This window comes from Thalassospira sp. ER-Se-21-Dark (genome assembly GCF_017922435.1).
Classification (GTDB): Bacteria; Pseudomonadota; Alphaproteobacteria; order Rhodospirillales; family Thalassospiraceae; genus Thalassospira.
Genome location: NZ_VDEZ01000004.1, coordinates 43,916 through 69,561, shown reverse-complemented (window position 1 = coordinate 69,561; position 25,646 = coordinate 43,916). Strand labels below are relative to the sequence as shown.

Sequence of the window (25,646 nt, the reverse complement as noted above, 5' to 3'; positions counted from 1 at the left end):
GCATGAAGGATCATGGCCGGTCTTTTTTGTGCGTTTTTATTTGTATGAGGATTAAAAATCAGCCCCTAGAAATCACCCGGCGCACATTGCAGGCAAGTCAATCCCATATCGCGCCATTTATCGACCACCCGCCTGCGGTCATCGACCACCAGCCACGGATTGAAACCATCGGCGATGATCTTGGCCAGCAGGTCTTCCTTGACCTCTTCATCACTGCGATGATCGGCGTCCTCGGGCCGCAGATACATACCATCAAACGGGATGTCATGGGCGCGCAGCCAGGATTCTGATCGATGCTGCCATCCGGCCGGACGGCCCGAACAGATCAGGATCGCATGGCCCGATGCATGCAGGATGCGCAGCAATTTCTCGATATTTTCAATCGGCTTGGCGTGATCCATGGCGTCAAAGAACGCATCCCACTGTTTTTCCACACCATGAACCAGATGCCCCAAAGCATCGGCATCAAAATGCGCCAGCGTGCCATCCATATCGAACACCACAGCGTCTCGGGCATCACGCGCATCACGGGCTTTGGGTTCAGTCACGCAGAAATCTCCTTGATCAGGTTTTCGGTCAAATTTTCATACTCCCAGCCGATTTCCATCGGGCGGAACAGGATCGGGGTGGCGTTGGGCACGCGCGGGCCATCGGCCTCAAACCCGGTCATGTAAAGAATGCAGCGCGCCACCCCGGAATGGGCAACGATCACGGTCAGGTCATCACTGACCTCGGCCAGGGCCTGTTGCATGGCAAAGGACACCCGTTGACACATGGCATCAAACCCCTCGCCATTGGGCGGGGTGTCAAAGCGCGGGCAAAGTTCGGAGATCGGCCTGCCTTCCAGATCGCCCCAATGACGTTCGCGCAGGCCATCAAGCACCCTGGCGTCATAACCCGGCAGCACCAGATTGGCCGTCGTGCGTGCCCGGTCCTGCGGACTGACATAAACCGCCCGCCATTTCGCCATCGCCATTAGGGGCGCAATCGCCAGCGCCTGTGCGCGACCGGTTTCATTCAGCGGAGGTTCGTTTGACCCGGCAATGATCCCCGCCCGGTTGGCATCGGTTTCCCCGTGCCGGATGAACACAAACGGCAGTTTGGGAAAATCGAACTTTTCAGCGGCATAGATCATGACCGGGCATTACCTTTATTTTGCATTACAAATAGAACCGATCCGCAAGCTGTAGCCGCCCGTCAAACCCGTCGACAAGCCCAAAATCCTCTGGCCGGCTGGTGAATAAGGGCACGACCTGCATCGCATGGCATTGATTGGCAAGGTCAATCACGTGGCTTGCCAAGGGGTGTACGTTCCAACGCCGGAAATGGGCATGGCCCTTTTCGACCATCTTGCGCGCCTCGATCGGCATGAAACCGGTGAAAATCACATGCGCACTTGCCCCCATCCGCCCTGCATCCCGCCATTGATCAATCAGTTCGCGCGCCTTGCCAAAGGTCGCGCATGGCGCATGACATAGCAGCAAGCGTGCATTCGGATTGAAATGCTTTGCCTTGTCCTTGAGGCTGCGCAACTGGCGGATCGCGTCACTTGCGACGTAATCCGATCCATCGGCATCAAGCACTTGTTTGACCTGCCCGTAACAGCGATCATCCATCGACCAGTCGGTCAGACCATGGCGTTCAAACAGAAGCGCCATTTCCGCGGCCCGGCCACTGGGCGGCACGGGAAACAGGATTTGCCCATCCAGTTTCGTCATGGTGGTCAAAAGGCTGTCAATCCGGACCTGCTGGGTCAGCTGTTCCATGCCGTAAGATGCATCAAGCAACACGGTTGCGGCACCGGGCGGCGCATCATAAAGGAAATACTCCGATTCCTGACAAAAATCCCCGGAATACAGCACCCCGCCGCCCAGTTCGAAATGCAGCCACACCCCGCCAAAGGAATGGCCAGTGCGCCCGGTGGTGACGGTCACACCATCGACCTGAATTTCGCCAAAGGGTGGCAAGGGAACGACATTGGCCCCCTTGGGCAGGGAGCGCGCTGTAACCTCGGTGCAATAGATCGGCAAGCCGGCCTCAATGATTTCACCCGCCGCCCCGATATGGTCGATATGGTCATGGGTAATGAAAACAGCGTTAACTTTATTAAGCCACGCCGGATCAAATCCCTGATCACTTTCCGGCCCAACCCCGCAATCAAGAAGCCATCGCCGGTTAAAGAATTCCAGTCTGAGACAGGCCGGTCCCTTTTCACCAAGACCGGAAAGTACACGCATACGGGCTGACATCAGGCGGCCTCACCCGACATGCGGTCAAACACCCAGCCGTCATTGACCTTAAGGCCGACCTGTTCGCCGATGCGGGCACGGCGGTTGGCATAGACCGGTAATGTCTGATCTGCGCCAATCCGAACCGAAAGGCGGAACCGCCCGCCGAGATAGACGCAATCATCGACTTGTCCGCGCAACGGCGCATCATCCGTGACCCAGACGTCCTCGGGCCGCAGGCAAAGACCGGCATTGGCAGTACTAATGTCATCGGCCAGTTTCGGGCAGATGCGTGCGGTAATGCTGCTTTGCCCCAACTGGACAGAACAGTTGCCGTTACTTCCGACCGTTACACCTTGTACCGGCAGGACCGCGCCAGCACCAACAAAGCCCGCCACCATCAGATCGGCCGGTTCGCGGTACAGGGTTTCGGGGGCTGCCATCTGGCGGATATGGCCCTTGTCCATCACCGCAATCCGGTCGGCCATTGCCATGGCCTCAGCCTGGTCATGGGTGACGTAAATCATTGTCGCCCCGGTGCGGCGATGGAAATCCAGAAACGCCTGTTGCATGGTTTCGCGCAAGTGCACATCAAGGTTGGCAAGCGGCTCGTCGAGCAACACCGCACGCGGTTCCATGACAAGGCAGCGTGCCAGCGCAACACGTTGACGTTGGCCACCCGATAGTTCCGACGGACTGCGATTGGCATAGGGGCCAAGGGCGACGATATCGAGTGCCTCGGCAATCTTGCGATCCTGATCGGCACGGCTGAGCCCGCGCACCTCAAGCGGATAGCCGACATTGCGCGCGACTGTCATATGCGGCCAAAGGGCATAGGACTGAAACACGATGCCAAGATTTCGATCTTCGGGACTGATCATGACATTGTTTTCAGGACTTGCCATGATCTGACCACCCAGTGAAATCTGGCCGTGATCGGGTTCCTCGAACCCGGCAAGCAACCGCAAAAGGGTCGTCTTGCCACAGCCCGACGGGCCCAGCAGGGCCACGAATTCCCCATCAGCGATATCAAGCGAGACCTGATTAACCGCCCGATAATCGCCAAAGCATTTGGTAATGCGCGAAAGATTTATGTCTGCCACGGTACAACTCCTTTGGGCAAACGACGCGCGGCAAGCTGAAAACAGCTCATCAGCGCGATCACCACCAGCACGACCAGAACCGCCACGGCCGAGGCCAGAACGGTGTCGCCACTGTCATCAAGATTGAAAATCAAAACGCCCAACGTCTCGTTCCCGGCCGACCACAACAGGGCCGAAACCGTCAGTTCGTTAAAGGCGGTCAGGAAAACCAAAAGCGCACCGGCCGCGGCCGAGGGTGCTGCCAGCGGCAAGAGAATATCGCGCAAGCGGCGCGACAAGCCTGCCCCGCAAGCTTGCGCTGCTTCTTCAAGCGCCGGATCAAGCTGGGTAAAGCTGTTCATGACAGGGCGCAGCGCAATCACCAGAAAACGCGCCAAGTACGCGACAAAAATGATCGCAAGCGTGCCATACAGACTGACATCAATCAGCGGAATGCGGATAAACAGCAAGATGCAGGCAATCGCCAGAACCACGCCGGGCAAGGCATAGGGCACCTCGACCAGAAGATTGATCAGCTTGGTCAGGTTCGATGAACGTCGCACCATGACATAGGCCAGCGGCAGACACATCACAACAAGCGTCACCGCCGCCCCCACGGACAGAACAAAGCTGTTCTGGAATGCGCGAATGGTCGATGGCTGCACGAACATGACTTCGTGAAACGCCTCGAACGTGGCATTGGCGAATGTCAGCTTGACGCCAAAGGCCGGCACCAGTGCGGTGGTAAACAGGGCCAAAAGCGGAATGACCAGAATGGCGACCAATACCGTCCAAAGGGCTATTTCAACCAAGCTTCGGCGCGCACCGAGTTTGACATCCAAAGGACGCCCGACCATCCCCATCAGGCGATAATCCCGTTTGGACAGCAACCGGTGATGCAGCGCGACCCCACAAATCGCAATCGCCCCGATCAGCATGGCAAGAACGGAAACCTCGCCCAGAACGGACGGGCCAAACCCGGCAAGCTTTTGATAGATCAATGTCGGCAGCGTCTGGTAGCCTGCCGGAATGCCCAGCATCGCCGGAATGCCAAAGTTGCCAAGCGCGGTAACAAAGGCCATGGCGGTTCCGGCAATCAGGCCCGGACTGGTCAGCGGCAAAATGATCTGCCACCACAAACGCCCGCCACGTGCGCCGGCCAGTCGGGCGGCTTCGATCTGTTCGCGGGGCAACATGCGTAGGTTTGCCCGCAATGTCAGAAACACGATGGAGGCATGCTGGATCCCCAGCAAAAGCGCGATGCCCTCGGCGGAATAAAGCGGCTGGGGCGATCCCAGCGGCGGGGCCATGCCAATGGCGTTCAAAAGCGCACTGCTCGGCCCGGTCAGTTGCACCCAACTAAGGGCCGTGATCTGTGGCGGGATCATCATCGGGATCATGAAACAGAACACCAATGCGGCCTTGGCGCGGATATCGGTCAGTGCGACCAGAAAGGCAAAAGAGCCGCCAATCAAAAGGGAGATAATCGTCCCAAGACCGGCGGTATAAAGACTGTTTGCCGTGGCGCGCCAGGTTGATGAATTGCCCAGCACGTCGTGAAAATAATCAAACGAAGGCACACCACCGACCATCACGCCTTCAAACCCAAGGCGCAGGATCGGCAAAATCGAAATAATAAATACCGGCACCACCAACCAAATCAGCAACCGGTCCGAAGACCGGTTGCCATTTGGTTTGGCGATTATGCCAGGCAGAACGCCGCGAAGGCGACCTGTAGCCTGCATTATTCAGCCCCGAACATGTCTGCGAATTTCTGTTTGTTGGCTTCGGCCTGTTCCAGCGCGATGGCCGGATTGAAGTCCATCAACTTGATTTCGCTGCGTGCCGGGAAACCGGCCGGAAGTGCCATATCGTTGCGTGCCGGGATATAGCCCATATCAAGGACCAGTTCCTGACCCTGTTCGGACAGAAGGAAGTCAACGAACTTGTGGGCGGCATCGACGTTCTTGGCGTCTTTCATGATCGCGACCGGCTCGGTCACATAGGTGACACCTTCAGACGGGAAGACGAAATCAACCGGCGATCCATCGGCCTTGCCACGGATCGCAAGGAAGTCGACAACCACACCATAAGGCTTTTCACCTGAAGCAACCGCCTTGAAGGTGCCGCCATTGCCACCCTTGGCGCGTGCTTCGTTCGCCGCCAGTGCCTGATAGTAATCCCAGCCAAGATCCTTGTTCTCGGTCAGGGTGGAGAGATGAATAAGGGCCGCACCGGAATAAAGCGGGCTTGGCATTGCGATCTGGTTTTTCACCGCCGGATCAGCAAGGTCTTTCCACGATGTCGGGGCTTTAACGGCGGTGTTGTAAACGATGCCGCTGGTGATCAGCTTGGTCGAATAGTAATAGCCTTCACCGTCATAAAGACCGTCTTCATAGGCACTTGCCTCGCCCGATTTATAGGCCTGCAGCTGACCTTCCTGCTTGAGACCTTCAAGAGTCACGGTATCGGCAATCAGAAGAACATCCGGGCGCGGGTCGCCAGCAGCGATTTCCGCACGCAGTTTCGCCATCAGTTTGGTGGTACCATCACGGACCCACTCAACTTCAATATCGGGGTTGGCAGCCATAAAGGCATCAACAGTGGTCTGGGCATCCTTGTTTGGCTGACTGGTATAAAGAACCAGCTTTTCAGCAGCCTGCCCCACAACCGGCAGCATCATCGCGGCAGAGGCAACCGCAGCAAGAAGAACGTTACGCATGATCGGCATCCCTATAGATCGGAAAGAAGGTTTCGTTCGAAAATGTTTCGATCCGGAAGCTATCGGGATTTCGATTTCAGTTGTGTGACAACACCAAGAATTAAATGTTTCAATAGGAAAACCGGGCTATGCAGCAGTGTTTCGGCCTGTCTATACTTAGATCACAAGCGAAATAACAACTTTCGAACGAAAGAAATGCCGTGACTAAAACGTCTGATGCAGTGCCCCTTGACCGCCGACGCGACCGCATCGTCGCCCTTGTCAAATCGACCGGCTTTATGGCGGTCGAGGAACTGGCACGCCGGTTTAACGTCTCGGTCCAGACCATCCGCACCGATTTGCGCGATCTGCATGAACAGGGGCGCGTGTTTCGCCGTCATGGTCTGGCGGGCCCGGCCCCCGATCCGGATAACTCGGCCTATGAAAAACGTGAAGTCTGGAACCGGACGGGCAAAATGGCGATTGCCGTGAAGGTCGCCGACCTGATCCCGGAGGGTTGCACGATTGCGATTGGCACCGGCACCACCGCCGAACTCGCCGCCCAGCATCTGGCATCGCATCGCAACTTAACGGTTCTCACAAACAATCTGCATGTGGTGATGGCCCTGCAAAACGCACCGAATGTGACGCTTCGCCTTGCCGGTGGCACGGTCCGCACCCGCGACCTTGATATCATCGGCGCAGACAGCGCGGATTTTTTCGGCAGCATGCGGGCCGATTTCGGGATTGTCAGCGTGGGGGGCATGAGTGACGAAGGTGATTTGCTGGACTTCAATATGGATGAAGTCCGCGCCAGACGCGCACTGGTATCGTGCTGCGACCATGCGATCCTGATGATCGACGAGAAGAAGGTTGGCCGCAAAGCCCTTTGCCGTGACGGCCACGCCAGCGATTTTCAGACGGTACTGCTCAACACCGCACCAAGCGATGCCCTGCAACGCGCACTGGTCAAGGCACGCAGTCAGATTGTTGTGGTGTCTTAATCAGCAAACAAGCGTGGCCTCTTCGCTGATGGTCAGGTCACCTTCGACATGCAGGGTGTGGTTGGGCGCAACCGCCTTCCAGCTATCGCTTTCGGCATCAAGCGGTTCAGAGACGACAATCACGTGATCATCGCGTTTGCGCCAGTAAAGTGATGGCGGTTTATCGTCGCTGGCGTGGCGGATGGCGCAGACGCTTTTGCCGTTTGACAGGCAGGCAGTGAAACGGAACGGTGAGGTCGCACCGCGCACCTTCATTTCGTTTTCAACGACCTCGATCGTGCGGCGAATGGCACGGTGCGGATCATCGCGCAGGCCGAGTGTCAACATCAGGCAAAAGATCAGTTCGCTATCGGTGGAGCCCTGTCGGCCTTCGTAAAATTCGTCTTCGATCATCATTTCCAGGGATCGGCGCACCAGCGGATAATCACCAATCTGGCCGTTATGCATAAAAAGATACTGGCCGTTGGAAAACGGGTGGCAATTGGTGCGGCTGGTGTGGGTGCCGGTCGAGGCGCGGACATGGGCAAAGAAAAGGCCGGAGCGGATATGATGGGCAAGCGATCGCAGGTTCGGATCATTCCAGGCGGGCAGGATTTCGCGATAAAGCCCCGGTGTCGGGCGCTCGTCATACCAGCCAAGGCCAAAGCCATCGCCATTGGTCGGCGTTTTGGCCTGTTCGGCGTGCAGGCTTTGTTCGACCAGCGAATGGCGCGGCTCAAAGACCAGCTTTTCCAGATAAACCGGGTCCCCGATATAGCTTAGCCAACGACACATGATTTGCCCCCGCACATGAATTTTGATCGCGCACATCTAAGCCGGATAATCACAGCATGGTCAATGTGATATTGTGTGTCTCTGTCCTGATTTCAGGGCATGGCTGAAAGTCCGGCACTTGTTGGCAAAAAGAACAACAAACCTCTTGCCAAGGCGGGTGATTGTCCGTATTTTCCGCGCCACAAAATGAATCGTGCTGGTGTAGCTCAGCTGGTAGAGCGGCGCATTCGTAATGCGTAGGTCGTAGGTTCAAATCCTATCACCAGCACCATTTTGTAAAACAAAGACCCGCCAAGACGCAGCCTGCTGCATCTTTGGCGGGTTTTGTGTTTCAAGGCCCTGGTTTGCGACTTCGCGCGATGCAATTTCGGCGCGATCTTTTCACATTCCACTCCCCACCCCGTCTGTTTGCAAGGAACCGTTATAACTTCTTGCAGATCAGGGGCGGCATGATGGCGGCCCTTTTGAGTGTTGCAAGACACCATTGGGGAGTGCAGGCATGACCGATAGTGACGCGCCCAAACCAGCCAAGGCTTCGACCAAATCCAGCGCCAATTCCGATAACGGGCAACCGTCATCGGAGGCCGGTGCGGCAGATGCCGAAAACAATCTGCGCGAACCAACCGAAGCCCCGGACGCGATCAGCTCCGAACAGGCCGCCGTTGACATGATGGCAGCCCTTTGCCGTGACTTTGGCCTGCCGGGCTTTGAGCAAGCCGCATCGGGCAGTCAGACTCAACCATCACAGCAGTCACAACCAATGGAAACCGCGTTCCAGATCATTCAACGCTATCTGCTTGATGGCGGGACGTCATCGCCAACCCCAACAACCGCAAGTGCCCCGACGGAAGGCTACACCGGCCCGCTTGAAACCATGGACCCTTGGTATAGTACTGACAGTGGTTCGGCTGCCACAAATACCCAGTCTGGCACCCCGGGCAGTTCTACGGACGCGCAATGGGGCGTAACCACGATCCACGCGGACGGCAGCACAACCGACATGACCGGCCCCGTCATCCGTGATGACATGTTCCGCACCGCCATGCCGACCCTGCAGGGCAAGGCAGACACCACAGCCGATACGCCCGACTGGGCGATCAGCATGGAACAGGGCTATCCCCTGTCGCCGACCAAGACCAGTGCACAAACAGCCATTTCTGCGAAAATGCTGGCACCGGATGTGCCAAAATCCTTGTGCAAATGGTCTTTGCATGTCGGCACATCAACAGATGCGCAGTCCGAACTTTCTGTTACGGCACCGAACGCGGCCCCGTCACAATTGCGCGCACTTCTGTTTGATGCAATCGATGCCGATGGCGCTGCCCCCCAGATGTCCGAAGTACCGATTTATGGCGGTGCACCGCATGCCATCCACCTTGAACAGACGGTTGGCGCGACGGGCAGTGAAGCAACCCCGGATGTGGCGTTGATCCGCCTGATCTTTGCCGATCGGGCGCCGGTGCCGATCCATCTGGAATATGTCGGCACCCTGCCAAGCCCGATCGTAGCGGGAAATGTGGTGGTCGCCCCCAATTCGAGCATTCCGTTCTGGGTGCAAATCACCCCGCCCAGCGAAGGTGACAAGGGGGCCGGCCTGGTTGTTCTGGTGCGTTATCAGGCCGAGACCAGCTTTGACGTCACCGCACAATTGATGACCCAGGCCAGAACCAGCACACCGACCGCGATCCTGAGCTGCAACGCCCAGCATGATCAATCGGCCTGCCGGGCTGCCAGCATGATTTCCGATAGCAGAGGGCGGCTTGAGACCTGCCTGACTGGCATGCCGACCGACCCCGAGGTCGCCGATCTTAAGAAATACGGCTTTTTGCCACCGGCCTTTATGCTTGATGCCGACAAATCTTCAACGGCAACCGCAACCACACCTGCCACAGCCACAGCCCCGAAATCCAATGCAGCGGCAAAAACATCCGATCCGGGTGATGCTGATGATGGTGACGCCGACAGCAGCAGCAACACCAGCAGCAGCGGCAATGCCAAATCGTCACCGAGCACAGCCAAAGGCAAGAGCGCGAACACAGGTAATGCAGGTAACGCTGGCAGCAGCAAAGGAGGCAGCTGATGACCGGGCAAGCGCAAAACGATGTGACCACGGCAAGTGATCGCAAGGACGCGGTCCGGAAGGCGTTCAATCAGGAATATCTGGCAACCCAGCAGGCCATGGCGCAAGCCGCCGAACGGGCCCGTGCCCAGGTTCTTGATCAAAAACAGACCATTTCCAATCATGCCGAAAACGTGAAATCCGGCGCACAGGCCCCGCAGCCCGCAATCGGCAGCCAGCAAACAGGGCAAGCCACCCCGCATCCTCAGGCGGCACAACAAGGGGCACCGCATATGGCATCGGATCCAAACATGCAAAACGGCCAGCAGGTGATGTTCGATATCGCCAATGAAATCCGTAACATCATCGCACGCGAGATTGACTTGCGCATGCAGGCCTTGTCCGAGAAGGTGGAAACCGCCCTTGCCGAAGCCTTCCCACCACGGGATCCGACAAAGGACCAAAATCCCCAGCCTTCAAATCCCGCGCCCCCACAAAAGACATCCGGCAAAAAGACCTAGCTGGATGTTTACCACCGGGCCTGGCCCGGAACATCAACGCCAATAACAAGCGCGTCAACGCGCGACGATCTGTCCCCAACCTATCCTCAGCCCGCATCGCGACGGCTGCGCCGTTGCGCACGAAAACACAACCATAGGATGTATATAAACTTTTATTCACAATTTCTTTGCGGCTACGTCATAATGATTACCGCAAAACTTAATCAGCCTATGGTTGTATTCAATCAACCGGAGGGGTCCATAGTGCAGAACGAAAAGAACAGTCCGCAGGATGAGGCAACCCTGACAGAAGCCGAGATCAGCTTTGCCAAAAGTCTTGAACAAAGCCTGTCGCTGGCGTTGGGTGATGATGACAAGGTGACGTCAATCTGGTCCCGGTTAAAACCCGAACAACGGGCCCGCATTGCCGAAGATTATCTGGCAAAGCTTGCCGCAGTCGACGACCCCGGAGATCAAGAAGCCGATCAAAAGGCCGGTCACGACAGATTGACGCCCCCGGCAAGTAGCGCCCTTGATGCACGCGCCATCATGCAATCGATGGCACCTGCGGCAGAACCGGTAAAACCGGCAGACACCCGCCCCGCCGCAACCGCAACCCCCGGCACAGCAACAAACCAGGGCCAGCCGCGATACAGCCCGCCGCCCGGTTACCCGGCAGACTTCAACCCGCTGGCAGGCTTCCCGGGCCTTGAACCATCGCGGAGCGGCCCGAGCCCCGAAGACATCATTGCCGGTGCGCTTGGCACGCCTGGCGGCACACCGACCGACCCGCTTGATATCCTGCGTGGTCTGGTGCCGGGGGCAGAAAGCCCGACATTGCGCCAACCGGTGCCACATGTCCCTGTCCCGCAAACACCGACGGCACCGGAGACACCAAATGCCCCCGATGACGGGCAATACTCCTATTCACAATCCACGCATCCGCAACCGGATGCAGATTTGGGCCCGGCGGCACCAAATTTCTGGCCGCTGTGGATTGATCAGCAAGACACGCTTTTGAAGCAATGCCTGAAACTGATGTCAGGCAATATGGATGATGCGCAAGATGCGCTGTCCGAGGCCATGGTCAAGGCATCGACCAAATTCGAAGAATCGATGGATGAAATCCGCAATCATCGCGCCTGGCTGTCGCGCATTGTCCATAACGCCTGCATTGATTTGCACAGGCAAAACCGGCGCAAGGCGGAATATCGCGAAGAAACCCACGGGGCGGCAGATACCCCGGCCTCCCCGATGACAGCGCCGATCACACCAAGCCCCGAGGAATCATATCTCGCTGGTGAAAAACTTGATCAGCTCGAAGCCGCCCTTCTTGAGATGCAGGAAAAACTGCGCAAGCCGCTTTTGATGCGCTGTGTTCAGGACCGCACCTATGACGAAATTGCAGCGGCCCTGGGCTTAAGCAACTGCGCGGTGCGCAAGCGTGTTCAGCTTGCCCGCGAACACCTCAGGGCTTCGGGCATTCAATAAGAATACGTGCGTAAAAAAAACGACCAACTCGCAAAAAAGACGCGTCACAACGATACACCGCCAGCGTCGATAGACTGAAAACGGGACGGCGAAACCCCGACAGAAACACAACAGCAAGCAGCACACCGCAAAGCGTAACGAAGGAGACTTTACAATGGCGATTCCGACCCCGGTAAATGGTCAGATCACTGATGCAGTCACCCAGGCTAACGTGAAAGTTCTGGGCGACGCCCCGGCAATGGCAATGGGCTCGATCTTCCAGTCCCTCGCACATTCCACCGGCATTCTTTATGAAAACGCCGTCAGCGCACAGCAGCAGATCGGCATCACCTCGCAGGCCGCAACCAACCAGGGCGTCATCCAGATCTATTCGGTCGACACGATGGCAGACTCTGTTGCGACCTCCAAAATTGCCAAAAGCGACGTTCCCGACAACATGCTGTCGCTTCTTACCGCTCTTCAGGCAACCAAGGGCTGATTTTCAAAACATCTTTGGCCCCAAAGCCAGTTTCAAATCGGGCGGTCGCAATCATCAGCGATCGCCCGATTTCATTTGGTCAAGACTACCTAAAACAATCCGTTCTTTTGCAAGGCCCTGCGTCACAAGACGCCAAGCCCCCCGTCATCTGTCTGACCGCAACACACGCAAAGTGGCTGGCTTGGAACATCTCTTCCTTCCAGCATTTCCCTAGGCAAACAGGAGATAAACAGTGGCTGATAACACTCCGCTAAATGGTCAGATCACAGATGCCGTGACCCAGGCGAACGTGAAAGTTCTGGGCGACGCCCCGGCAATGGCGATGGGTTCGATCTTCCAGTCCCTCGCTCATTCGACGGGCATCCTGTATCAGAACGCCGTCAGCGCCCAGCAGCAGAACGGCATCACCTCGCAGGCCGCGACCAATCAGGGCATCCTGCAGATCTATTCGGTTGACACGATGGCGGGGGCTGTCGGGACCGCCAAGATCGCCAAAAGCGATGTGCCCGACAATATGCTGACGCTTCTGACGACGCTTCAGGCAACCCGAAACTGATTTTGATCAGGGTTCCGGCCCGTCCAGCCAATATCACACCGGGCGGTCGTATTGATCTGCGACCGCCCGTTTTCATTGTGGCGACGGTTCTGCAAGCAATCCAAGTTTTTGCCAGCCCATCGTCACAAGACACCAAGTCCCCCGTCATCTGTCTGACCGCAGGACATGCGGAAAGGGTCGGTTCGGGGCCTTACGTTCCATCCGGCACTTCTTTAGGTAACCAGGAGATACACAATGGCTGATAACACTCCGGTCAATGGTATGATTACCGACGCCGTCACCCAAGCCAATGTCGAGGTCATGGGTGATGCGCCGGCAATGGCCATGGGCTCGCTTTACCAGTCGCTGGCGCATTCTCATGGCATTCTCTATGAGAACGCTGTCAGCAGCCAGCATCAGGTGGGCATTTCCTCTCAGGCGGCCACCAATCAGGGCGTCATCCAGGTCTACTCTGTCAACACCATGGCGGGGGCCGTTGCGACCTCGAAACTCGCCGCAAGCGACGTTCCCGACAATATGCTTTCGCTGTTGTCGGCTCTTAAGGCCACGACCGGTACGGCCGTGTCTTAACATCAAAGAATGGTTTCGCCGCCAAACACCGCCCGGCATGCATGCGCTTGCCGGGCTTTTCTTTCACAAATGCCAGAGCCGCACGTCATCACGATACGCACCACTTCCGCCAGCCAAGGAGACGGACATGCCATCGGCACCACCTGAGCAAGACGGCAAGAAATCCCAGCACCACCCCGCCAGTCACCATGAAGATGATCATCAGTGCTCGGTTTCAGATCAGATCACTGACAGCGTTGCCCAAACCAATGTTGCCACGATGGGGGCCGGTCCGGGCTACGCCGCGTTGCAATCCATGATGGGTCAGGCGCAATCGCAGAACATCCTGATGGCGAACATGGTTTCGGCCCAAAAGCAAAATGCCATGATCGGCATGACGACCATGACCCAGAGCATTCTGCAAATGATGAAACGTCGTAGTTAGTAAGGATCACCCCGATGAGCAATCCGAAAGAAGTCGACGAACAAATTACAGACAGCGTCACCCAGACCAACACATCGGTCATTGCCAATGGCCCGGCGATGGGCGCGATGCAGACCTATCTGTCGCAGGCCCAGGCGCAGGGAATCCTGTTTGCCAACATGGTCAATGAACAGCAGCAACAGGCGGTTGCCAGCCTTGCAACCACCATGGAATGCGCAAAAGCCACCCTGTCGGTTCAGGACAACAAGCCAAATTTTTTTACGGCACAGCAGGCTGGGACGAAGGGGAAATAGCATCTTGCTACGGCCTCGATGCGACAGGGGGGGCGGATACCGTGTCCTTTGAGGACCCAGATTCACAAGGATCCGGGGACCCGAAAGGTGAAGGTCAAGATAACACCGAAACCAGTTCGTGGCTCGGCCAGCCAGACCCAATGTTTATGGGGGATGGATCGGACTACACGGAAAAGTTTGACTACGCCGCCAGCACCCAGGGCGAACAGACAAAGGACGTAACATGAGTGATATCGTAAACCCGCAAGTTACCGATGCTGTCACCCAGACCAACGTCAAAATTCTGGGTGAAAGCCCGGCACAGGCAGTTTCCATGGCCATGCAGTCGCATTCACATGCCACCGGCCTCGCCATGGAAAACGCAACCCTGACACAAGGCAACATGCAACAGGTTGCCAATACAGCAACGTCAAAGCTTGTTGCCCTGATCACCGCCCAGGCGGGCTAGGCACAACAAACTCTAATTGATCACAATCACGTCCGTGCGACGTCTAGAGATGTGCGGTCAGACCGATCGCTTTTTCGGAGGATAACATGGCAATTCCAACCCCGGTGAATGGTCAGATTACAGACTCTGTGACCCAGAGTGCGGTCAGTGTTCTTGGTTCCGCGCCTGCGAATGCGATGGGTGCGATTTACCAAAGTGCGGCCCATTCAACATCGATCCTGTTCCAGAACGCTGTTCAGGCACAGCAACAGGCATCGATGTGTTCGCAAGCCGCCACCAATCAGGGCGTGATGCAGCTTTATTCCGTCAACACCATGGCGGGTGCGCAAGCAACAGCCAAACTCGGCCAGTCCGACAACAGCGACGCGCTTTTGACACTACTCGTAATTTTGGCAGCAACCCGCCGCTAGGCACATGATCCGTCTGGTCCTGCCCGGACCAAATACGGTCAAAACATGAGGGCGTGAAATGGCAGACAACACCCCTGTAAACTCACAAATCACCGATGCGGTGACCCAGAACAACGTCAAGGTTCTGGGCGAAGCACCGGCACAGGCCATGGGGCTTGTGTATCAGACGATGGCACATTCCATCAGTCTGTCGATGCAAAACGCCATGCAGACCCAAGGGGGCCTGCAGCAGATCGGCAACGCCGTCACATCAAGCGCCTGCCGTATGATCCTGGAAAGTACTGGCGGTGGCATGGGCGGCGGCAAAAGCGGCGAATAGCGCGCCCGCAGATTTTATGGCTCCTGACCCGTCCCGACAGAGATAATCAAACCGGTCTTTTGACCCGTTGCATATGAGGTTTTCGATGGCAGACGACGACGCAAAACAGAACGAAGATCCGAAAGCTGAAAACAAAGATCAGGGCAATGAGCCGGACAAAGCCGCGTCCCCCGCAGACAAGGACGGTGACGGCGACAAAAACGCAGCAGACGCGAAGGACGGTGGCGCTGCGAACGGCGATAAAAAGGCCGATGACAAGGATGATGCAAACAAACCGGCATCACCGTCTGATCCCGCAACCCCGGACAATCCGCCGGGCACACCGCCGCTCAGCACGGCATTGAACCCGCAGATCGTGCAGGCTGTCGGCACGACCAACCATGCGGTTCTGAACGGTGCGATCCCCGGCGCCAATGGTGTGGCCTATCAAAAGGTTGCCCAGGCCGCCGCCTATGCGGTGCAGGATTCCACGGATTATCTGCGCAATATCATGTCGATGGCATCCGCCACCACCGGTGTCGCCATGCAACAGATGCTGGCCACAAAGGAAGTCGATCCTTATTCGAAAATCATCGAGGCAGCAACCAAGGCAGTCGGCGACGCCCAGACAACCTTTTCCAAGGTCGGCACGTCAGCCAGTTCGGTGGTGAAGGATTTTGATAGTCTCGCGTGACTATCAATAGGAACCGAAATTCAATTGCGCGCATTGTCTTCGCGAACTACAGTCTTGGGATGTGGAACACCTACAGTAAGAGAGCTCAAAAAGTCGTTCTTGCGCCACTATTGGCAGTCGTGCTGCTCGCGTTTATTGACGTATTCCAAAACGAAGCCGCCAGCACCTTTATTGACTTGCATCTTTCTCCCGATGCCATTTGGGCAATCTATGTCGGCATATTTGCGTTGAACCTTTACGCGCTGATCCCATTTATCCCTGATATTCTGCGGGGAGAGTTTCACCTCAAGATCGCGATGACACCAAACCCCATTAAGCGATTTTTCGCCTACGTTACTGGAGTATTCTTTGGTCCGGTCTTGGCTTTCGGCTCATTCGCAGCCCTTTACCAGCAAGAGCTGCCTACTGCGGTTTGCTTCTTCCTTGCATTCATTCCGGTATTTTCAACCGCCATAAGCCTCAGCTTTTGGATAAGATTACTTACTGGCTGCTTCTATTTGATTGCTGCATTGGTGAGAAAGTAACGAAGTCCTATCCCGCACGCATCAGTTCGATACGGTGGCAGGCCTCGGCGAAGTCCGGGGCAAACAGTTTGAGACTGACGCCCGTCCCCTGAAGCTCAAACGCGCCCATTTCCTCTGTCGGGCAGGAAATGAACCGGGCAACGGTCGAACTGACCAGAACACGCCGACCAAGTTGCTTGGTAAGCTGTTCGATGCGGGCTGCTTCGTTTGCCGCCTGGCCGACCACGGTAAAATCAACACGTTCCGACACGCCGACATTGCCGTAAATGACATCGCCAACATGCATGCCAAGGCCATAATCAAAGGATGGCTTGCCTTCTTCTTCGCGTTTGGCATTAAGTGCATCGATATTGAGCTGTGCTTCGGCAGCGGCATAGACGGCAGACACACATGCCTGTTCAAGATTGTTTTCATCGTCGCCAATCGGGAAGATTGCCAAGGTCGCATCCCCGATATAGCGCAAAACCTGCCCACCGTGCTTGAGCACGGCACCGGCTGTTGCGCCGAAGAAATCATTCATTTCACCAAGAAACGCATCATCACCGACATGGGTCGCAACCGAGGTCGAGTTGCGCATATCCGAAAACCAGATCACTGCACGGGTTTTGGTGCTGTCGCCCAGTTTGATCTGACCATTGCGGACACGTTGCCCGGCATCGGTGCCAAGATAGGTTTCCAGAATGGTGCGGGTTTCTTCGTGGTTGATGCGCATTTTGCACGACACGGCAAAGCGGCGCTGAATACCAGACAGGATCGCCAGATCCTCGTCCGAGAAACCGCTGGGACGCCGCGTCAGATAGGTCATGAAGATGCGGTTGCTATTGAGCGTACTGTCGCTGTCGGTCACGAACGGGGTCATCAGGGCGTAATAGTCCGTGCCCCGTTGGCGGCGGAAAGTTTCAAGGATCGGGAAATCGACAACCGCACTCGGACCAATAAGATGACGGCGCATGAAGCTGACATCGCTATCAAGCATCCATTTCATCGGGCTTTCAGCCCAGTCGCGGTCCTTGTTGTCATCGCCCATATGGGTGGTGCGTACAACCTGGCCGTTTTCCTTGGTCCAGATATACGAGACACCTTCATACAGCGGATGCAGGGTCTTGAACGCGACCATGACGCGATCAATCGGGATTCCCGATGCGACCAGACGGCTGGCCATGCCAGATAGAAGGTCGCTGATGTCGGTATCATCAAGCGCACATTCCATCAGCCAGTCGTTAACAGAGCGCACAAAGCCACGCGCGGCCTGCGCGTTGTTGGTTCCGGGAAGCGGGGTTACCACGCCGGATGAAGACTGGTTGTTGGTCATGGGCACGCTCCGTCCGTTCGTCTGCTTGATTGTCGCACTGCCGTTGGTTCAAATCCAGACCCTAAATAGAACAGCAATGCAATTTAGCAATTATTGATTTGGAAACAGTTATTTTCCGGCAAACAAATGACTATTGGTCACTTAAAACGCAAGGGCTATCTGTCAAAAAACTGTCGCACTTTTCCGGCACCGGAATTACGCAGTCTCAAAACGACTGAATTCAACGTTATTGCGGCTGTGCCGGTGGCAGGTAAATACGCGCCAAAAGCCCGCCTTTCCGGGAGTCTTCAAGATATATTTCACCGCCATGCGCCCGGACGGCGGTTCGCGCGATTGCCATCCCAAGACCAATACCGCCGGTATCACGATTGCGTGACGCTTCAATCCTGAAGAACGGCTCAAACACCTGTTCGCGTTGTTCGACCGGTATCCCAGGCCCATCATCGGCAATTTCGATCCACAGGCCGCCGTCATCGGCATCGCGCACCGCAACCTCGACCGTATCGCCGAAGTTAAGGGCATTGGACACCAGATTGCCAAAGGCGCGTTTGATCGAAAGCGGCCGGCACGGATAAACCCGGGTATCTACCTCGCCAATATATCTGATTGGTCGTCCGGTTTCTGCCAGATCCTCGACCGCGGATTCAACAAGGGCGGTCAGATCGATTTTGCGGGTTTCCTCATTCGCGGTTTCTTCGCGGGCAAAGGTCATCGCCGCTTCGACCATCTGTTCCATTTCATCAAGGGTTTCGATGATACGCGCACGGTTTTCCGGATCATCGACAAATTCGGCGCGCAAACGCAGCGACGTGATCGGTGTGCGCAGATCATGCGAAATGGCGGCCAGCATCCTTGTGCGATCCTCGACAAAGCGTTTGAGGCGCGCGGTCATCCGGTTAAAGGCCCTTGTGGCGCGTCTGATTTCAATCGGGCCGGTTTCAGGCACCGGTTCGGGATAATCCCCCCGCCCGACGCGATCCGCCGCACGGGTCAACACATCCCAGGACCGCGATATCCGGCGCGCCAGGAAAAAGGCGATCACGGCAATGACAAGCCCGGATGCCAGAACACGCAAAAGGTTGTCGAACACAAACCACGGTGGCGAGACGACGCCGCCAATCATGGCTTCCAGCCAGACATCGGGTTCTGTGCCGGTTGGCTCCCCGTTCGGACCAAGGATCCTGATCGGCACAACAAGGCGCATCACCGGCGAGGTATCGCAATCAAACCGGTCCAGATAGCGCAACGACCAGGGTGCGCGGCGATCATCATCACGGTCATCATCGCGATCATGATGGTCATCGTCGTGGCCGGATCGTTCCATGCGGTCACGTTCCAGAAACGCATCCTTTTCACGCCGGAGTGTTTTACGTTCCGTCCAGCATTCATCCTCAGACAGGATTTCAACCCGCGCCGGAACCCCGGTTTCAAGGTCCAGTGCCTCGTTCAAACGCTGGGTCAGCGTGTCCGAGGTAAATCCGTCACCGGAAACCACATCACTTTCCGGCACCAGCCGCAGGCGGTTTTGTGGTGATTGCGCCACGCGCAACACATCGGCCCAGTTATCACGCGGCGTTGTTGTCAGAATGCGTGAAATTGCCGCCACCCTTGAAAGGGCATAGCCACGCCGCTCAGACGCCACCGCATCCCGGCGTTCTTCGGCCAGCATGACACCAAGAACGATGTGGGTCAGGATGATCGCACCCAACAGCAAACAGACAAGCTGCGCGGTCAGACTTTGCGGCCAAAGGCGTTTGATCAGACGGCGCTTGGTCATTTCTCGGTCACCTCGCAGGTGAACATGTATCCCCCGCCCCAGACGGTTTTGATCAGGGTCGGGTTCCTGGCGTCAAGTTCGATCTTTTTGCGCAGGCGGCTGACCTGATTATCGATGCTGCGATCAAACGGCACCGCTTCGCGCCCACGGGTCAGGTCAAGCAACTGATCACGGTTAAGCACCATGTTGGGATGTTCGACAAAGGCACAAAGCAGGCCATATTCCCCGGCACTGAGCGGTACAACCACATCATTGGCATCGCGCAATTCATGGCGGGTACGATCCAGCACCCAACGGTCAAAATGCACCTGCCCGCCCGGAAGCGGTCCCTTGCGCCCGACCGGAAGACTTTGCGCACGCCGCATCACGGCCTTGATCCGGGCCAGAAGTTCGCGCGGATTAAACGGCTTGGCCAGATAATCATCCGCGCCCATTTCAAGACCGATGATACGATCGGTTTCCTCGCCAAGGGCGGTCAGCATCACGACTGGCACATCATAGTTTTCGCGCAGCCAGCGACACAAACTCAGCCCGTCTTCACCGGGCATCATCAGATCAAGCACAATCAGGTCGGGTGCGATGTTATCGGCCATCAGTTTGCGCAACTCGCGCCCGTCTGATGCCAGCGTCACGCGATATTCATGCTGGCGCAGATACCGCCCCAGAAGGTCACGGATATCACGATGATCATCGACAACAAGAATGTGGGGCTGGTCGCTCATATGCGGTCCTGAAATCAAAATCGTCTGTGAAGCCTAACCTAACGCGTCGGCAGTTCCGGCAGAAACGGCAATTTGTATCAGATTGTCGCAAAACGGCCTTTTGGCAAAGCTTGCGACCATTTTGCCCGTTCGCCGGGATCATTTCGCGACAATCATAGGCGATAACGGGCTTCAACACATTGATCCCCCACAAACATGATGAGGTCCCCGATGAAACGCAAAACCACCCTTAAACTTGCCGCGGCCCTGATTGCCACCACCATGATCGCAACCCCGTTTGCAGCGGCTTATGCATCGCCTGGCGAACGCGACCATAAAGGCGAATATATGCGCGGTGAACACGGTGAATACCGCGAACATGGCAAACACGGCAAAGGCGGAATGTTCCATGGCGAAGGCCGCGCACGCGCCGTGCCATTGACCACCGATGAAGCCCGCACGCTGGTTGATGCGATGCTTTTGAAAATGGGTGACTCCAACCTCAAGACCGGTGATGCCAAGGCATCCGAACAGGCTGGCAAGATTGATGTTGTCTTGCTTAATGCCAGTGGTGATGTGGTCGAGGTTTTGAAATTTGATGAAAAAACCGGCCGCATGGATCGCGGCACCCGCCATGACCTGCGCAAACTGATCGGCAAACCGAACAAAGACAAGGCCGCACGTTTTGATCGCAAATTCACCGCTGATCAGATGACGCTTCTGGCCAATGCGATGGTGATCCGGTTTGGCAATGGCGAGCTTAAACTGGGTGACATTACCGAAACCCCGCGTGGCACTTATAGCGCCACCGTCACCAATCAGGCGGGCGACATTGTCCGCGAAATGGAACTGAGCAGCGTGACCGGTCGCCCGATCAGCTGATCGGTCGGTCAAAACCTGGCCTTCCCCGGTCCGGGGACTTCCCCAATCCCAACCGATACCCCGGACCCGCCTGCGTCCCCAAGGCTCCCCTTGGGGGCGTTTTGCGTTTTGGCGTTTAACTTCATTGGCTTGTCATGCAATTGGGTTTGACGGCTTTGCGTAATCCAAGCATTGTTACGCGCTTCTGTAACGCGCCCCATGAAAGAAGCACCATGACGACCACCGCCCCAAAACCCGCCTCCAGAACCGCGACCCTTGATGATATCCCCGCATTAACAGCCCTTTGGCAGGAAACCGGGCTTTATCGCCCGTATAATCCACCGGAATGGGATGTCCGGTTCGCCATTGAAAGCAAGGAAGCGACCCTTTTCGTCTGGGAAGATAACAGTGATAACATTATCGGTTCGATCATGGCCGGGCATGACGGGCACCGTGGCTGGATCTATTATATGGCGGTTACGCCAACCTTGCAGAAATCAGGACTGGGTCGTCGTCTGATGGAGGTCGGGGAAAACTGGCTGCGCGATCAGGGTGTCTGGCGGATGCAATTGATGGTGCGCGCGGATAACCATGCGACACAGGATTTCTATCGCCATCTTGGCTATCGCGCCTGCGACGTCACGGTGATGCAAAAGGACATCAATACCCCGCCTGCCGACCGTTAAGGCACCAGAACATTACATGGCATCGGCGATGGTCGATGCCGCGTTTTGTTCCGTTGGCGCTGGTTCCTGCTGATTTTTAATCGCGATTGTCGCATGGGCAATCCGGCGTGCGCGCTCATACAGGCGGTTGATGCGTTCGACCATCGCGACCTCAATCCGGTAACGGCGAATATCAAGATCACGCGGGCCGATTTCATCACTGACCTTGCGCAGCGTCGTATCAAGTTTGGTGGTGAACTCTGCCTTGCGATTAAGCACACGATTGGCGGCTTCCATATCCTCGGCGGAAAAGGCGGTCATCGCCTGTTTCAGGCAATCTTCGGCGATCTCGTAAAGCTCTGCCATTTTCTGGCGGTTTTCGTCTGATGGCATGTGGCGAATATCAAGCCATTCGCCGACCAGCTTGACCATTTCCTCGCTGATCAGATCACCAACGGCTTCAAGATGGTTGCTGACCGCAAGCTCGTTCTGCATACGGTTGACGTCGCCGGGCAGCAGTTCCGCGCGCGGCAGTTTTGCCGCAAACAGCGCAATTGCGTCTTGCAGGCTATCGACCCCGTCATCCAGTTCGCCAAGCTTTTCAAGCTTTGGTCGTGTCGGGTTGCGCAGGTTTTCACGCCCCCGGCGCACGACATCAATCACCACATCGCCCATATGCATGACTTCATTACGCAACAAACTAAGGGCTGCTGCCGGGGCTATGGTCAGTTCGTGGATGACGTATTTCGGCTCCGGGCTGAGGCGCGGTTCGGTATCGATTTCGGCCGGGACCAGCTTTTCAATCAGGCGTGCGATCAAGGGGACAAAGCCGATCATCAGGATGACATTGGCAACATTGAAAATGGTGTGCGCGTTGGCAATTTCGCGTGCGATGTCGACGGTTTCGGCAGTGCGTCCGGTGGTAATGAACTCCACAAGCCTCACCAGATGATCAATAAAGGGCAGCCAGATCAAAACCCCGACCAGGTTAAACAGGATATGACCAAGGGCGGTTCGAAACGCATCGCGGTTCTTGCCAATCGTCACCAGAAGGGCGGTAACGCAGGTACCAATATTGGCCCCGAAAATAAGCGCGATCCCGCTATCAAGAGGCACCAGCCCCTGCCCGGCCAGAACAATGACAATCCCCATGGTCGCGGCACTGGATTGCACCAGCGCAGTGAACGCCGCCGCGACCAGCATGGCGAGGAACGGGTTGCGCATCTGGCCCATCACATCGATGAACGGGCCATAGGTTCGAAGCGGTTCCATGGCGTCACTCATCATGCCCATGCCAAAGAACAGCATCCCCATGCCAAGCACGGCCTTGCCGATCAGCGTAAACCGCTTGCGATCGGCCAGCATCGTCATGGCAAAGCCAATCGCGATGACAAGCGGGGCGATGGCATCAATCCGAAAGGCGATGATTTGCGCGGTCAGGGTACTGCCGACATTGGCCCCCATGATCACGGCAATCGATTGCGCAAACGGCATCAGTCCAGCCGACACAAAACCGACCACCAGCACGGTCGTAACACTTGAGGATTGAACCAACCCGGTAATGACCGCGCCCGAAACTGCGGCCCAAATGCGATTGCGCGTCATGCCAGACAAAACGCGGCGCAACCTTGCCCCGGCAAGGGTTTTAAGCGCGCCTGCAAGATGATCCATCCCGTATAAAAACAGGGCCAACCCGCCAACCAGACCGATGGCCATCGACCAGGTATCAAGCGATGGCACGTCGTCCGCCGCCCATGCCGCCGAGTGGGTCACAAGGAGCAAGACCGCGCTTGCAAATATGGATTTCAGGAATGTCGGCATTGGGCACCGGTCGAGGTAATCGGTTGAAAACAAACCGACCATAGCGCAGTTTGGGGACTGAAAGGAAGCAGTAGCATGCGCAATATCGGGCCTAAATCATCGCGTGAACTGAGCGAAATCGGGATTAAAACCCGTGATCAATTGCGCGCGTTGGGCGTGGAGGAAACCACGCGCCGACTTCTGTTTCGCTTTGGCAGCGAAAAGAAAATCAGCCTGAACTATCTCTATGCTCTTGAAGGGGCGATCCACGGCCATGATTGGCGTGACATCACACCTGCACGCAAGCAGGAACTCAAGGCCCTGCTTGACACCTTGCGCCGCGAACTATCCGGCGATCAGGCCCGACAGTTCACGGGCAATCGTTGATTTATTCGGCGGCAACCGATTTATGATCTGGCTTTTCCTGTGCCAGACGTTCGCGCAGGACCGCGACCTGATCGCCAGACAACCGCAGACCAAGTTTTGAGCGCCGCCAGATCAGGTCATCTAGATCACGCACCCATTCGTTTTCGATCAAATAGCGGACTTCGGCCTCATAGAGGTCATGACCATAACATTTGCCAAGATCACCGACAGTTTTTGCATCACCAACAATCTGTTCGATCCGCGTGCCATAGGCGCGCAGCAGACGTTTGAGCATCACCGCATCCATCCAGTCATAGCGTGCGGCATAATCGGCAAAGGCCGCCTCATAGGATGCATTGGGGAAATCCCCACCCGGCAGCACGGCATTGGCCGTCCAGGGGGTATCCTTGGTGCCGAGTTCGTTTGAGATGATCTGAAGCGCGTGTTCGGCAAGCTTGCGATAGGTGGTGATTTTGCCACCGAACACATGCAGTGCCGGGGCCTTGTGGCCGTTTGCTTCCAGTTTCAGGGTGTAATCGCGCGACACTTTGGAGGCGTTTGCTTCCGCGCCTTCACCGGCATAAAGCGGCCGCACCCCGGAATAGGTCCAAACGACATCCTCAGACGTGACGGACTTTTTGAAATAGCCGCTGGCAAGTTTGCACAGGTAATCGATCTCGTCCTGATCAATCTTGACCCTGGCCGGATCGCCCTTGAAGTCAACATCCGTGGTGCCGATCAGGGTAAAGTCATCCTGATAGGGAATGGCAAAGACAATGCGGCCATCGCCATTCTGGAAGATATAGCAGAAATCATGATCGAACATCTTGGGCACGACGATGTGGCTGCCCTTGACCAGACGGATGTTGGCCTTGGTGTCGGATTTAACCACGCCGTTTTCCGGATTGATCAGATCGGCACACCACGGCCCGGCGGCATTGATCAACATGCGGCCTGACACCGAACGGTTTTCGCCGGTTTCCTGATCGCGCAGCGTCACGTTCCAACCATCATTTGACCGGCTTGCTCCGACACATTCGGTGCGGGTCAAAATCTCTGCCCCCATGTCCTTTGCGTCCATCGCATTGAGGACCACAAGCCGCGCATCATCGACCCAGCAATCAGAATAGACAAAGCCCTTGGTCATATCATCACGTAAAGGCTCGCCCGTGACATGCTTGGCAAATGAAATGCCCTCGGACGCCGGAAGCTTTTTACGTCCGCCAAGATGATCATACAGGAACAAACCAAGACGGATCATCCAGGCCGGACGCAGATCCTTGCGGTGCGGCAGCACAAAGCGCAGCGGCCAGATAATATGCGGCGCATTATCCAGCAACACTTCGCGTTCGGTCAGTGCTTCGCGCACCAGACGGAACTCGTAATGCTCCAGATAGCGCAACCCGCCATGGATCAGCTTGGTGCTGGCCGACGAGGTCGCACTGGCGAGATCATCCTTTTCACACAGCAACACCTTAAGACCCCGGCCCGCTGCATCGCGCGCAATCCCGGCACCGTTAATGCCGCCGCCGATAATGATCAGATCATAGTTTGAAGTGCCAGCCATGGGGGCCTCTCATCGCCAAAGGAAAATGCTTTGAGAGAAAAATAGTTCATTTTCGAAAATTTT

General features: G+C 56.3%; 29 protein-coding genes and 1 tRNA gene. 18 read left to right on the top strand and 12 right to left on the bottom strand.

Annotated features, from left to right (window positions below):
• Positions 1 to 65 precede the first annotated feature (65 nt).
• Genes FHI25_RS15685 through FHI25_RS15660 form a run of 6 tightly spaced genes read right to left on the bottom strand, consistent with a single transcriptional unit; the run spans position 66 to position 6,032 of the window.
• A complete protein-coding gene (locus tag FHI25_RS15685) occupies positions 66 to 548 on the bottom strand; it encodes an HAD family hydrolase (RefSeq protein ID WP_210519356.1) in 483 nt (160 codons plus the stop codon).
• Positions 545 to 1,135 (bottom strand): histidine phosphatase family protein, encoded by a 591-nt coding sequence (locus FHI25_RS15680; RefSeq protein WP_064790596.1) that lies wholly within the window; start codon positions 1,133 to 1,135, stop codon positions 545 to 547. The genes FHI25_RS15685 and FHI25_RS15680 overlap by 4 nt, the downstream gene beginning before the upstream one ends.
• Positions 1,136 to 1,160: 25 nt before the next feature.
• Positions 1,161 to 2,249 carry an MBL fold metallo-hydrolase gene (locus tag FHI25_RS15675; protein WP_210519354.1) on the bottom strand — a complete coding sequence of 363 codons (1,089 nt, stop codon included), beginning with the start codon at positions 2,247 to 2,249 and terminating at the stop codon, positions 1,161 to 1,163.
• Positions 2,249 to 3,331, bottom strand: a complete 1,083-nt coding sequence (locus FHI25_RS15670) for an ABC transporter ATP-binding protein (RefSeq protein WP_064790594.1) — start codon at positions 3,329 to 3,331, stop codon at positions 2,249 to 2,251. Before FHI25_RS15670 ends, FHI25_RS15675 begins: the two co-directional genes overlap by 1 nt.
• Positions 3,319 to 5,055 (bottom strand): iron ABC transporter permease, encoded by a 1,737-nt coding sequence (locus tag FHI25_RS15665; RefSeq protein ID WP_210519351.1) that lies wholly within the window; start codon positions 5,053 to 5,055, stop codon positions 3,319 to 3,321. Before FHI25_RS15665 ends, FHI25_RS15670 begins: the two co-directional genes overlap by 13 nt.
• Positions 5,055 to 6,032: an ABC transporter substrate-binding protein gene (locus FHI25_RS15660; protein WP_197147153.1), complete on the bottom strand. Its 978-nt coding sequence runs from the start codon at positions 6,030 to 6,032 to the stop codon at positions 5,055 to 5,057. The genes FHI25_RS15665 and FHI25_RS15660 overlap by 1 nt, the downstream gene beginning before the upstream one ends.
• Positions 6,033 to 6,232: 200 nt before the next feature.
• On the opposite strand from FHI25_RS15660, the gene FHI25_RS15655 reads away from it, so the two are divergent.
• A complete protein-coding gene (locus tag FHI25_RS15655; RefSeq protein ID WP_210519349.1) occupies positions 6,233 to 7,015 on the top strand; it encodes a DeoR/GlpR family DNA-binding transcription regulator in 783 nt (260 codons plus the stop codon).
• On the opposite strand, the gene FHI25_RS15650 is transcribed toward FHI25_RS15655, so the two are convergent.
• Entirely contained in the window at positions 7,016 to 7,789 is a 774-nt protein-coding gene (locus FHI25_RS15650) for a class II glutamine amidotransferase (protein ID WP_210519347.1), read from the bottom strand.
• 195 nt (positions 7,790 to 7,984) lie between these two features.
• On the opposite strand from FHI25_RS15650, the gene FHI25_RS15645 reads away from it, so the two are divergent.
• The 14 genes from FHI25_RS15645 (at position 7,985) to FHI25_RS15580 (ending at position 16,534) form a co-directional block, all read left to right on the top strand.
• Positions 7,985 to 8,060: transfer RNA gene (locus FHI25_RS15645), tRNA-Thr, on the top strand.
• 228 nt (positions 8,061 to 8,288) lie between these two features.
• A complete protein-coding gene (locus FHI25_RS15640) occupies positions 8,289 to 9,869 on the top strand; it encodes a hypothetical protein (protein ID WP_210519345.1) in 1,581 nt (526 codons plus the stop codon).
• Positions 9,869 to 10,369: a hypothetical protein gene (locus FHI25_RS15635; RefSeq protein WP_210519343.1), complete on the top strand. Its 501-nt coding sequence runs from the start codon at positions 9,869 to 9,871 to the stop codon at positions 10,367 to 10,369. The genes FHI25_RS15640 and FHI25_RS15635 overlap by 1 nt, the downstream gene beginning before the upstream one ends.
• 243 nt (positions 10,370 to 10,612) lie before the next feature.
• Complete coding sequence (locus tag FHI25_RS20750) at positions 10,613 to 11,839, top strand: RNA polymerase sigma factor (RefSeq protein ID WP_210519341.1); 1,227 nt, start codon at positions 10,613 to 10,615, stop codon at positions 11,837 to 11,839.
• Positions 11,840 to 11,993: 154 nt separating this feature from the next.
• Positions 11,994 to 12,317: a RebB family R body protein gene (locus FHI25_RS15625; RefSeq protein WP_008890488.1), complete on the top strand. Its 324-nt coding sequence runs from the start codon at positions 11,994 to 11,996 to the stop codon at positions 12,315 to 12,317.
• 232 nt (positions 12,318 to 12,549) lie between these two features.
• Positions 12,550 to 12,873 (top strand): RebB family R body protein, encoded by a 324-nt coding sequence (locus tag FHI25_RS15620; protein ID WP_064781665.1) that lies wholly within the window; start codon positions 12,550 to 12,552, stop codon positions 12,871 to 12,873.
• A 234-nt stretch (positions 12,874 to 13,107) separates the two neighbouring features.
• The gene (locus FHI25_RS15615) at positions 13,108 to 13,443 is read left to right on the top strand and encodes a RebB family R body protein (protein ID WP_008890486.1); all 336 of its coding nucleotides are present in this window, start codon (positions 13,108 to 13,110) and stop codon (positions 13,441 to 13,443) included.
• Positions 13,444 to 13,570: 127 nt separating this feature from the next.
• Positions 13,571 to 13,867 (top strand): RebB family R body protein, encoded by a 297-nt coding sequence (locus FHI25_RS15610; protein ID WP_210519339.1) that lies wholly within the window; start codon positions 13,571 to 13,573, stop codon positions 13,865 to 13,867.
• Positions 13,868 to 13,881: 14 nt separating this feature from the next.
• Entirely contained in the window at positions 13,882 to 14,160 is a 279-nt protein-coding gene (locus FHI25_RS15605; RefSeq protein ID WP_210519337.1) for a RebB family R body protein, read from the top strand.
• 223 nt (positions 14,161 to 14,383) lie between these two features.
• Positions 14,384 to 14,608: a RebB family R body protein gene (locus FHI25_RS15600; RefSeq protein WP_008890482.1), complete on the top strand. Its 225-nt coding sequence runs from the start codon at positions 14,384 to 14,386 to the stop codon at positions 14,606 to 14,608.
• 86 nt (positions 14,609 to 14,694) lie between these two features.
• Complete coding sequence (locus FHI25_RS15595) at positions 14,695 to 15,018, top strand: RebB family R body protein (protein ID WP_210519335.1); 324 nt, start codon at positions 14,695 to 14,697, stop codon at positions 15,016 to 15,018.
• 58 nt (positions 15,019 to 15,076) lie between these two features.
• Positions 15,077 to 15,337: a RebB family R body protein gene (locus tag FHI25_RS15590; RefSeq protein WP_210519333.1), complete on the top strand. Its 261-nt coding sequence runs from the start codon at positions 15,077 to 15,079 to the stop codon at positions 15,335 to 15,337.
• Positions 15,338 to 15,422: 85 nt separating this feature from the next.
• Entirely contained in the window at positions 15,423 to 16,010 is a 588-nt protein-coding gene (locus FHI25_RS15585; RefSeq protein WP_210519331.1) for a hypothetical protein, read from the top strand.
• Positions 16,011 to 16,069: 59 nt separating this feature from the next.
• A complete protein-coding gene (locus tag FHI25_RS15580) occupies positions 16,070 to 16,534 on the top strand; it encodes a hypothetical protein (RefSeq protein WP_210519328.1) in 465 nt (154 codons plus the stop codon).
• Between the two features lie 7 nt (positions 16,535 to 16,541).
• Here FHI25_RS15580 and FHI25_RS15575 read toward each other — a convergent pair whose 3' ends face one another.
• The 3 genes from FHI25_RS15575 to FHI25_RS15565 form a co-directional block, all read right to left on the bottom strand.
• The gene (locus tag FHI25_RS15575; RefSeq protein ID WP_210519325.1) at positions 16,542 to 17,846 is read right to left on the bottom strand and encodes an adenylate/guanylate cyclase domain-containing protein; all 1,305 of its coding nucleotides are present in this window, start codon (positions 17,844 to 17,846) and stop codon (positions 16,542 to 16,544) included.
• A 226-nt stretch (positions 17,847 to 18,072) separates the two neighbouring features.
• A complete protein-coding gene (locus FHI25_RS15570; protein WP_210519323.1) occupies positions 18,073 to 19,623 on the bottom strand; it encodes an ATP-binding protein in 1,551 nt (516 codons plus the stop codon).
• A complete protein-coding gene (locus tag FHI25_RS15565; RefSeq protein ID WP_210519321.1) occupies positions 19,620 to 20,345 on the bottom strand; it encodes a response regulator in 726 nt (241 codons plus the stop codon). Before FHI25_RS15565 ends, FHI25_RS15570 begins: the two co-directional genes overlap by 4 nt.
• A gap of 210 nt (positions 20,346 to 20,555) precedes the next feature.
• Between FHI25_RS15565 and FHI25_RS15560 the strand changes: the two genes are divergently transcribed.
• Both FHI25_RS15560 and FHI25_RS15555 read left to right on the top strand, forming a co-directional pair.
• A complete protein-coding gene (locus FHI25_RS15560) occupies positions 20,556 to 21,206 on the top strand; it encodes a hypothetical protein (RefSeq protein WP_210519319.1) in 651 nt (216 codons plus the stop codon).
• Between the two features lie 212 nt (positions 21,207 to 21,418).
• Positions 21,419 to 21,871: a GNAT family acetyltransferase gene (locus FHI25_RS15555; protein WP_210519317.1), complete on the top strand. Its 453-nt coding sequence runs from the start codon at positions 21,419 to 21,421 to the stop codon at positions 21,869 to 21,871.
• Between the two features lie 12 nt (positions 21,872 to 21,883).
• Here the strand turns inward: FHI25_RS15555 and FHI25_RS15550 are convergent, their stop codons facing one another.
• Positions 21,884 to 23,623: a Na/Pi cotransporter family protein gene (locus FHI25_RS15550; protein WP_349238030.1), complete on the bottom strand. Its 1,740-nt coding sequence runs from the start codon at positions 23,621 to 23,623 to the stop codon at positions 21,884 to 21,886.
• A gap of 123 nt (positions 23,624 to 23,746) precedes the next feature.
• On the opposite strand from FHI25_RS15550, the gene FHI25_RS15545 reads away from it, so the two are divergent.
• Complete coding sequence (locus tag FHI25_RS15545; protein ID WP_210519313.1) at positions 23,747 to 24,037, top strand: TfoX/Sxy family DNA transformation protein; 291 nt, start codon at positions 23,747 to 23,749, stop codon at positions 24,035 to 24,037.
• 1 nt (position 24,038) lies between these two features.
• Here the strand turns inward: FHI25_RS15545 and glpD are convergent, their stop codons facing one another.
• Positions 24,039 to 25,583 (bottom strand): glycerol-3-phosphate dehydrogenase, encoded by a 1,545-nt coding sequence (gene glpD / locus FHI25_RS15540; RefSeq protein WP_210519311.1) that lies wholly within the window; start codon positions 25,581 to 25,583, stop codon positions 24,039 to 24,041.
• Positions 25,584 to 25,646 lie beyond the last annotated feature (63 nt).

Excerpts from the sequence above, each read along its gene's own strand:
- FHI25_RS15680 (WP_064790596.1), bottom strand. The coding sequence starts at position 1,135 with ATGATCTATGCCGCTGAAAAGTTCGATTTTCCCAAACTGCCGTTTGTG.
- FHI25_RS15675 (WP_210519354.1), bottom strand. The coding sequence starts at position 2,249 with ATGTCAGCCCGTATGCGTGTACTTTCCGGTCTTGGTGAAAAGGGACCG.
- FHI25_RS15665 (WP_210519351.1), bottom strand. The coding sequence starts at position 5,055 with ATGCAGGCTACAGGTCGCCTTCGCGGCGTTCTGCCTGGCATAATCGCC.
- FHI25_RS15660 (WP_197147153.1), bottom strand. The coding sequence starts at position 6,032 with ATGCGTAACGTTCTTCTTGCTGCGGTTGCCTCTGCCGCGATGATGCTG.
- FHI25_RS15650 (WP_210519347.1), bottom strand. The coding sequence starts at position 7,789 with ATGTGTCGTTGGCTAAGCTATATCGGGGACCCGGTTTATCTGGAAAAG.
- FHI25_RS15640 (WP_210519345.1), top strand. The coding sequence starts at position 8,289 with ATGACCGATAGTGACGCGCCCAAACCAGCCAAGGCTTCGACCAAATCC.
- FHI25_RS15635 (WP_210519343.1), top strand. The coding sequence starts at position 9,869 with ATGACCGGGCAAGCGCAAAACGATGTGACCACGGCAAGTGATCGCAAG.
- FHI25_RS15625 (WP_008890488.1), top strand. The coding sequence starts at position 11,994 with ATGGCGATTCCGACCCCGGTAAATGGTCAGATCACTGATGCAGTCACC.
- FHI25_RS15615 (WP_008890486.1), top strand. The coding sequence starts at position 13,108 with ATGGCTGATAACACTCCGGTCAATGGTATGATTACCGACGCCGTCACC.
- FHI25_RS15610 (WP_210519339.1), top strand. The coding sequence starts at position 13,571 with ATGCCATCGGCACCACCTGAGCAAGACGGCAAGAAATCCCAGCACCAC.
- FHI25_RS15605 (WP_210519337.1), top strand. The coding sequence starts at position 13,882 with ATGAGCAATCCGAAAGAAGTCGACGAACAAATTACAGACAGCGTCACC.
- FHI25_RS15600 (WP_008890482.1), top strand. The coding sequence starts at position 14,384 with ATGAGTGATATCGTAAACCCGCAAGTTACCGATGCTGTCACCCAGACC.
- FHI25_RS15595 (WP_210519335.1), top strand. The coding sequence starts at position 14,695 with ATGGCAATTCCAACCCCGGTGAATGGTCAGATTACAGACTCTGTGACC.
- FHI25_RS15590 (WP_210519333.1), top strand. The coding sequence starts at position 15,077 with ATGGCAGACAACACCCCTGTAAACTCACAAATCACCGATGCGGTGACC.
- FHI25_RS15585 (WP_210519331.1), top strand. The coding sequence starts at position 15,423 with ATGGCAGACGACGACGCAAAACAGAACGAAGATCCGAAAGCTGAAAAC.
- FHI25_RS15580 (WP_210519328.1), top strand. The coding sequence starts at position 16,070 with ATGTGGAACACCTACAGTAAGAGAGCTCAAAAAGTCGTTCTTGCGCCA.
- FHI25_RS15575 (WP_210519325.1), bottom strand. The coding sequence starts at position 17,846 with ATGACCAACAACCAGTCTTCATCCGGCGTGGTAACCCCGCTTCCCGGA.
- FHI25_RS15570 (WP_210519323.1), bottom strand. The coding sequence starts at position 19,623 with ATGACCAAGCGCCGTCTGATCAAACGCCTTTGGCCGCAAAGTCTGACC.
- FHI25_RS15565 (WP_210519321.1), bottom strand. The coding sequence starts at position 20,345 with ATGAGCGACCAGCCCCACATTCTTGTTGTCGATGATCATCGTGATATC.
- FHI25_RS15560 (WP_210519319.1), top strand. The coding sequence starts at position 20,556 with ATGAAACGCAAAACCACCCTTAAACTTGCCGCGGCCCTGATTGCCACC.
- FHI25_RS15555 (WP_210519317.1), top strand. The coding sequence starts at position 21,419 with ATGACGACCACCGCCCCAAAACCCGCCTCCAGAACCGCGACCCTTGAT.
- FHI25_RS15545 (WP_210519313.1), top strand. The coding sequence starts at position 23,747 with ATGCGCAATATCGGGCCTAAATCATCGCGTGAACTGAGCGAAATCGGG.
- glpD (WP_210519311.1), bottom strand. The coding sequence starts at position 25,583 with ATGGCTGGCACTTCAAACTATGATCTGATCATTATCGGCGGCGGCATT.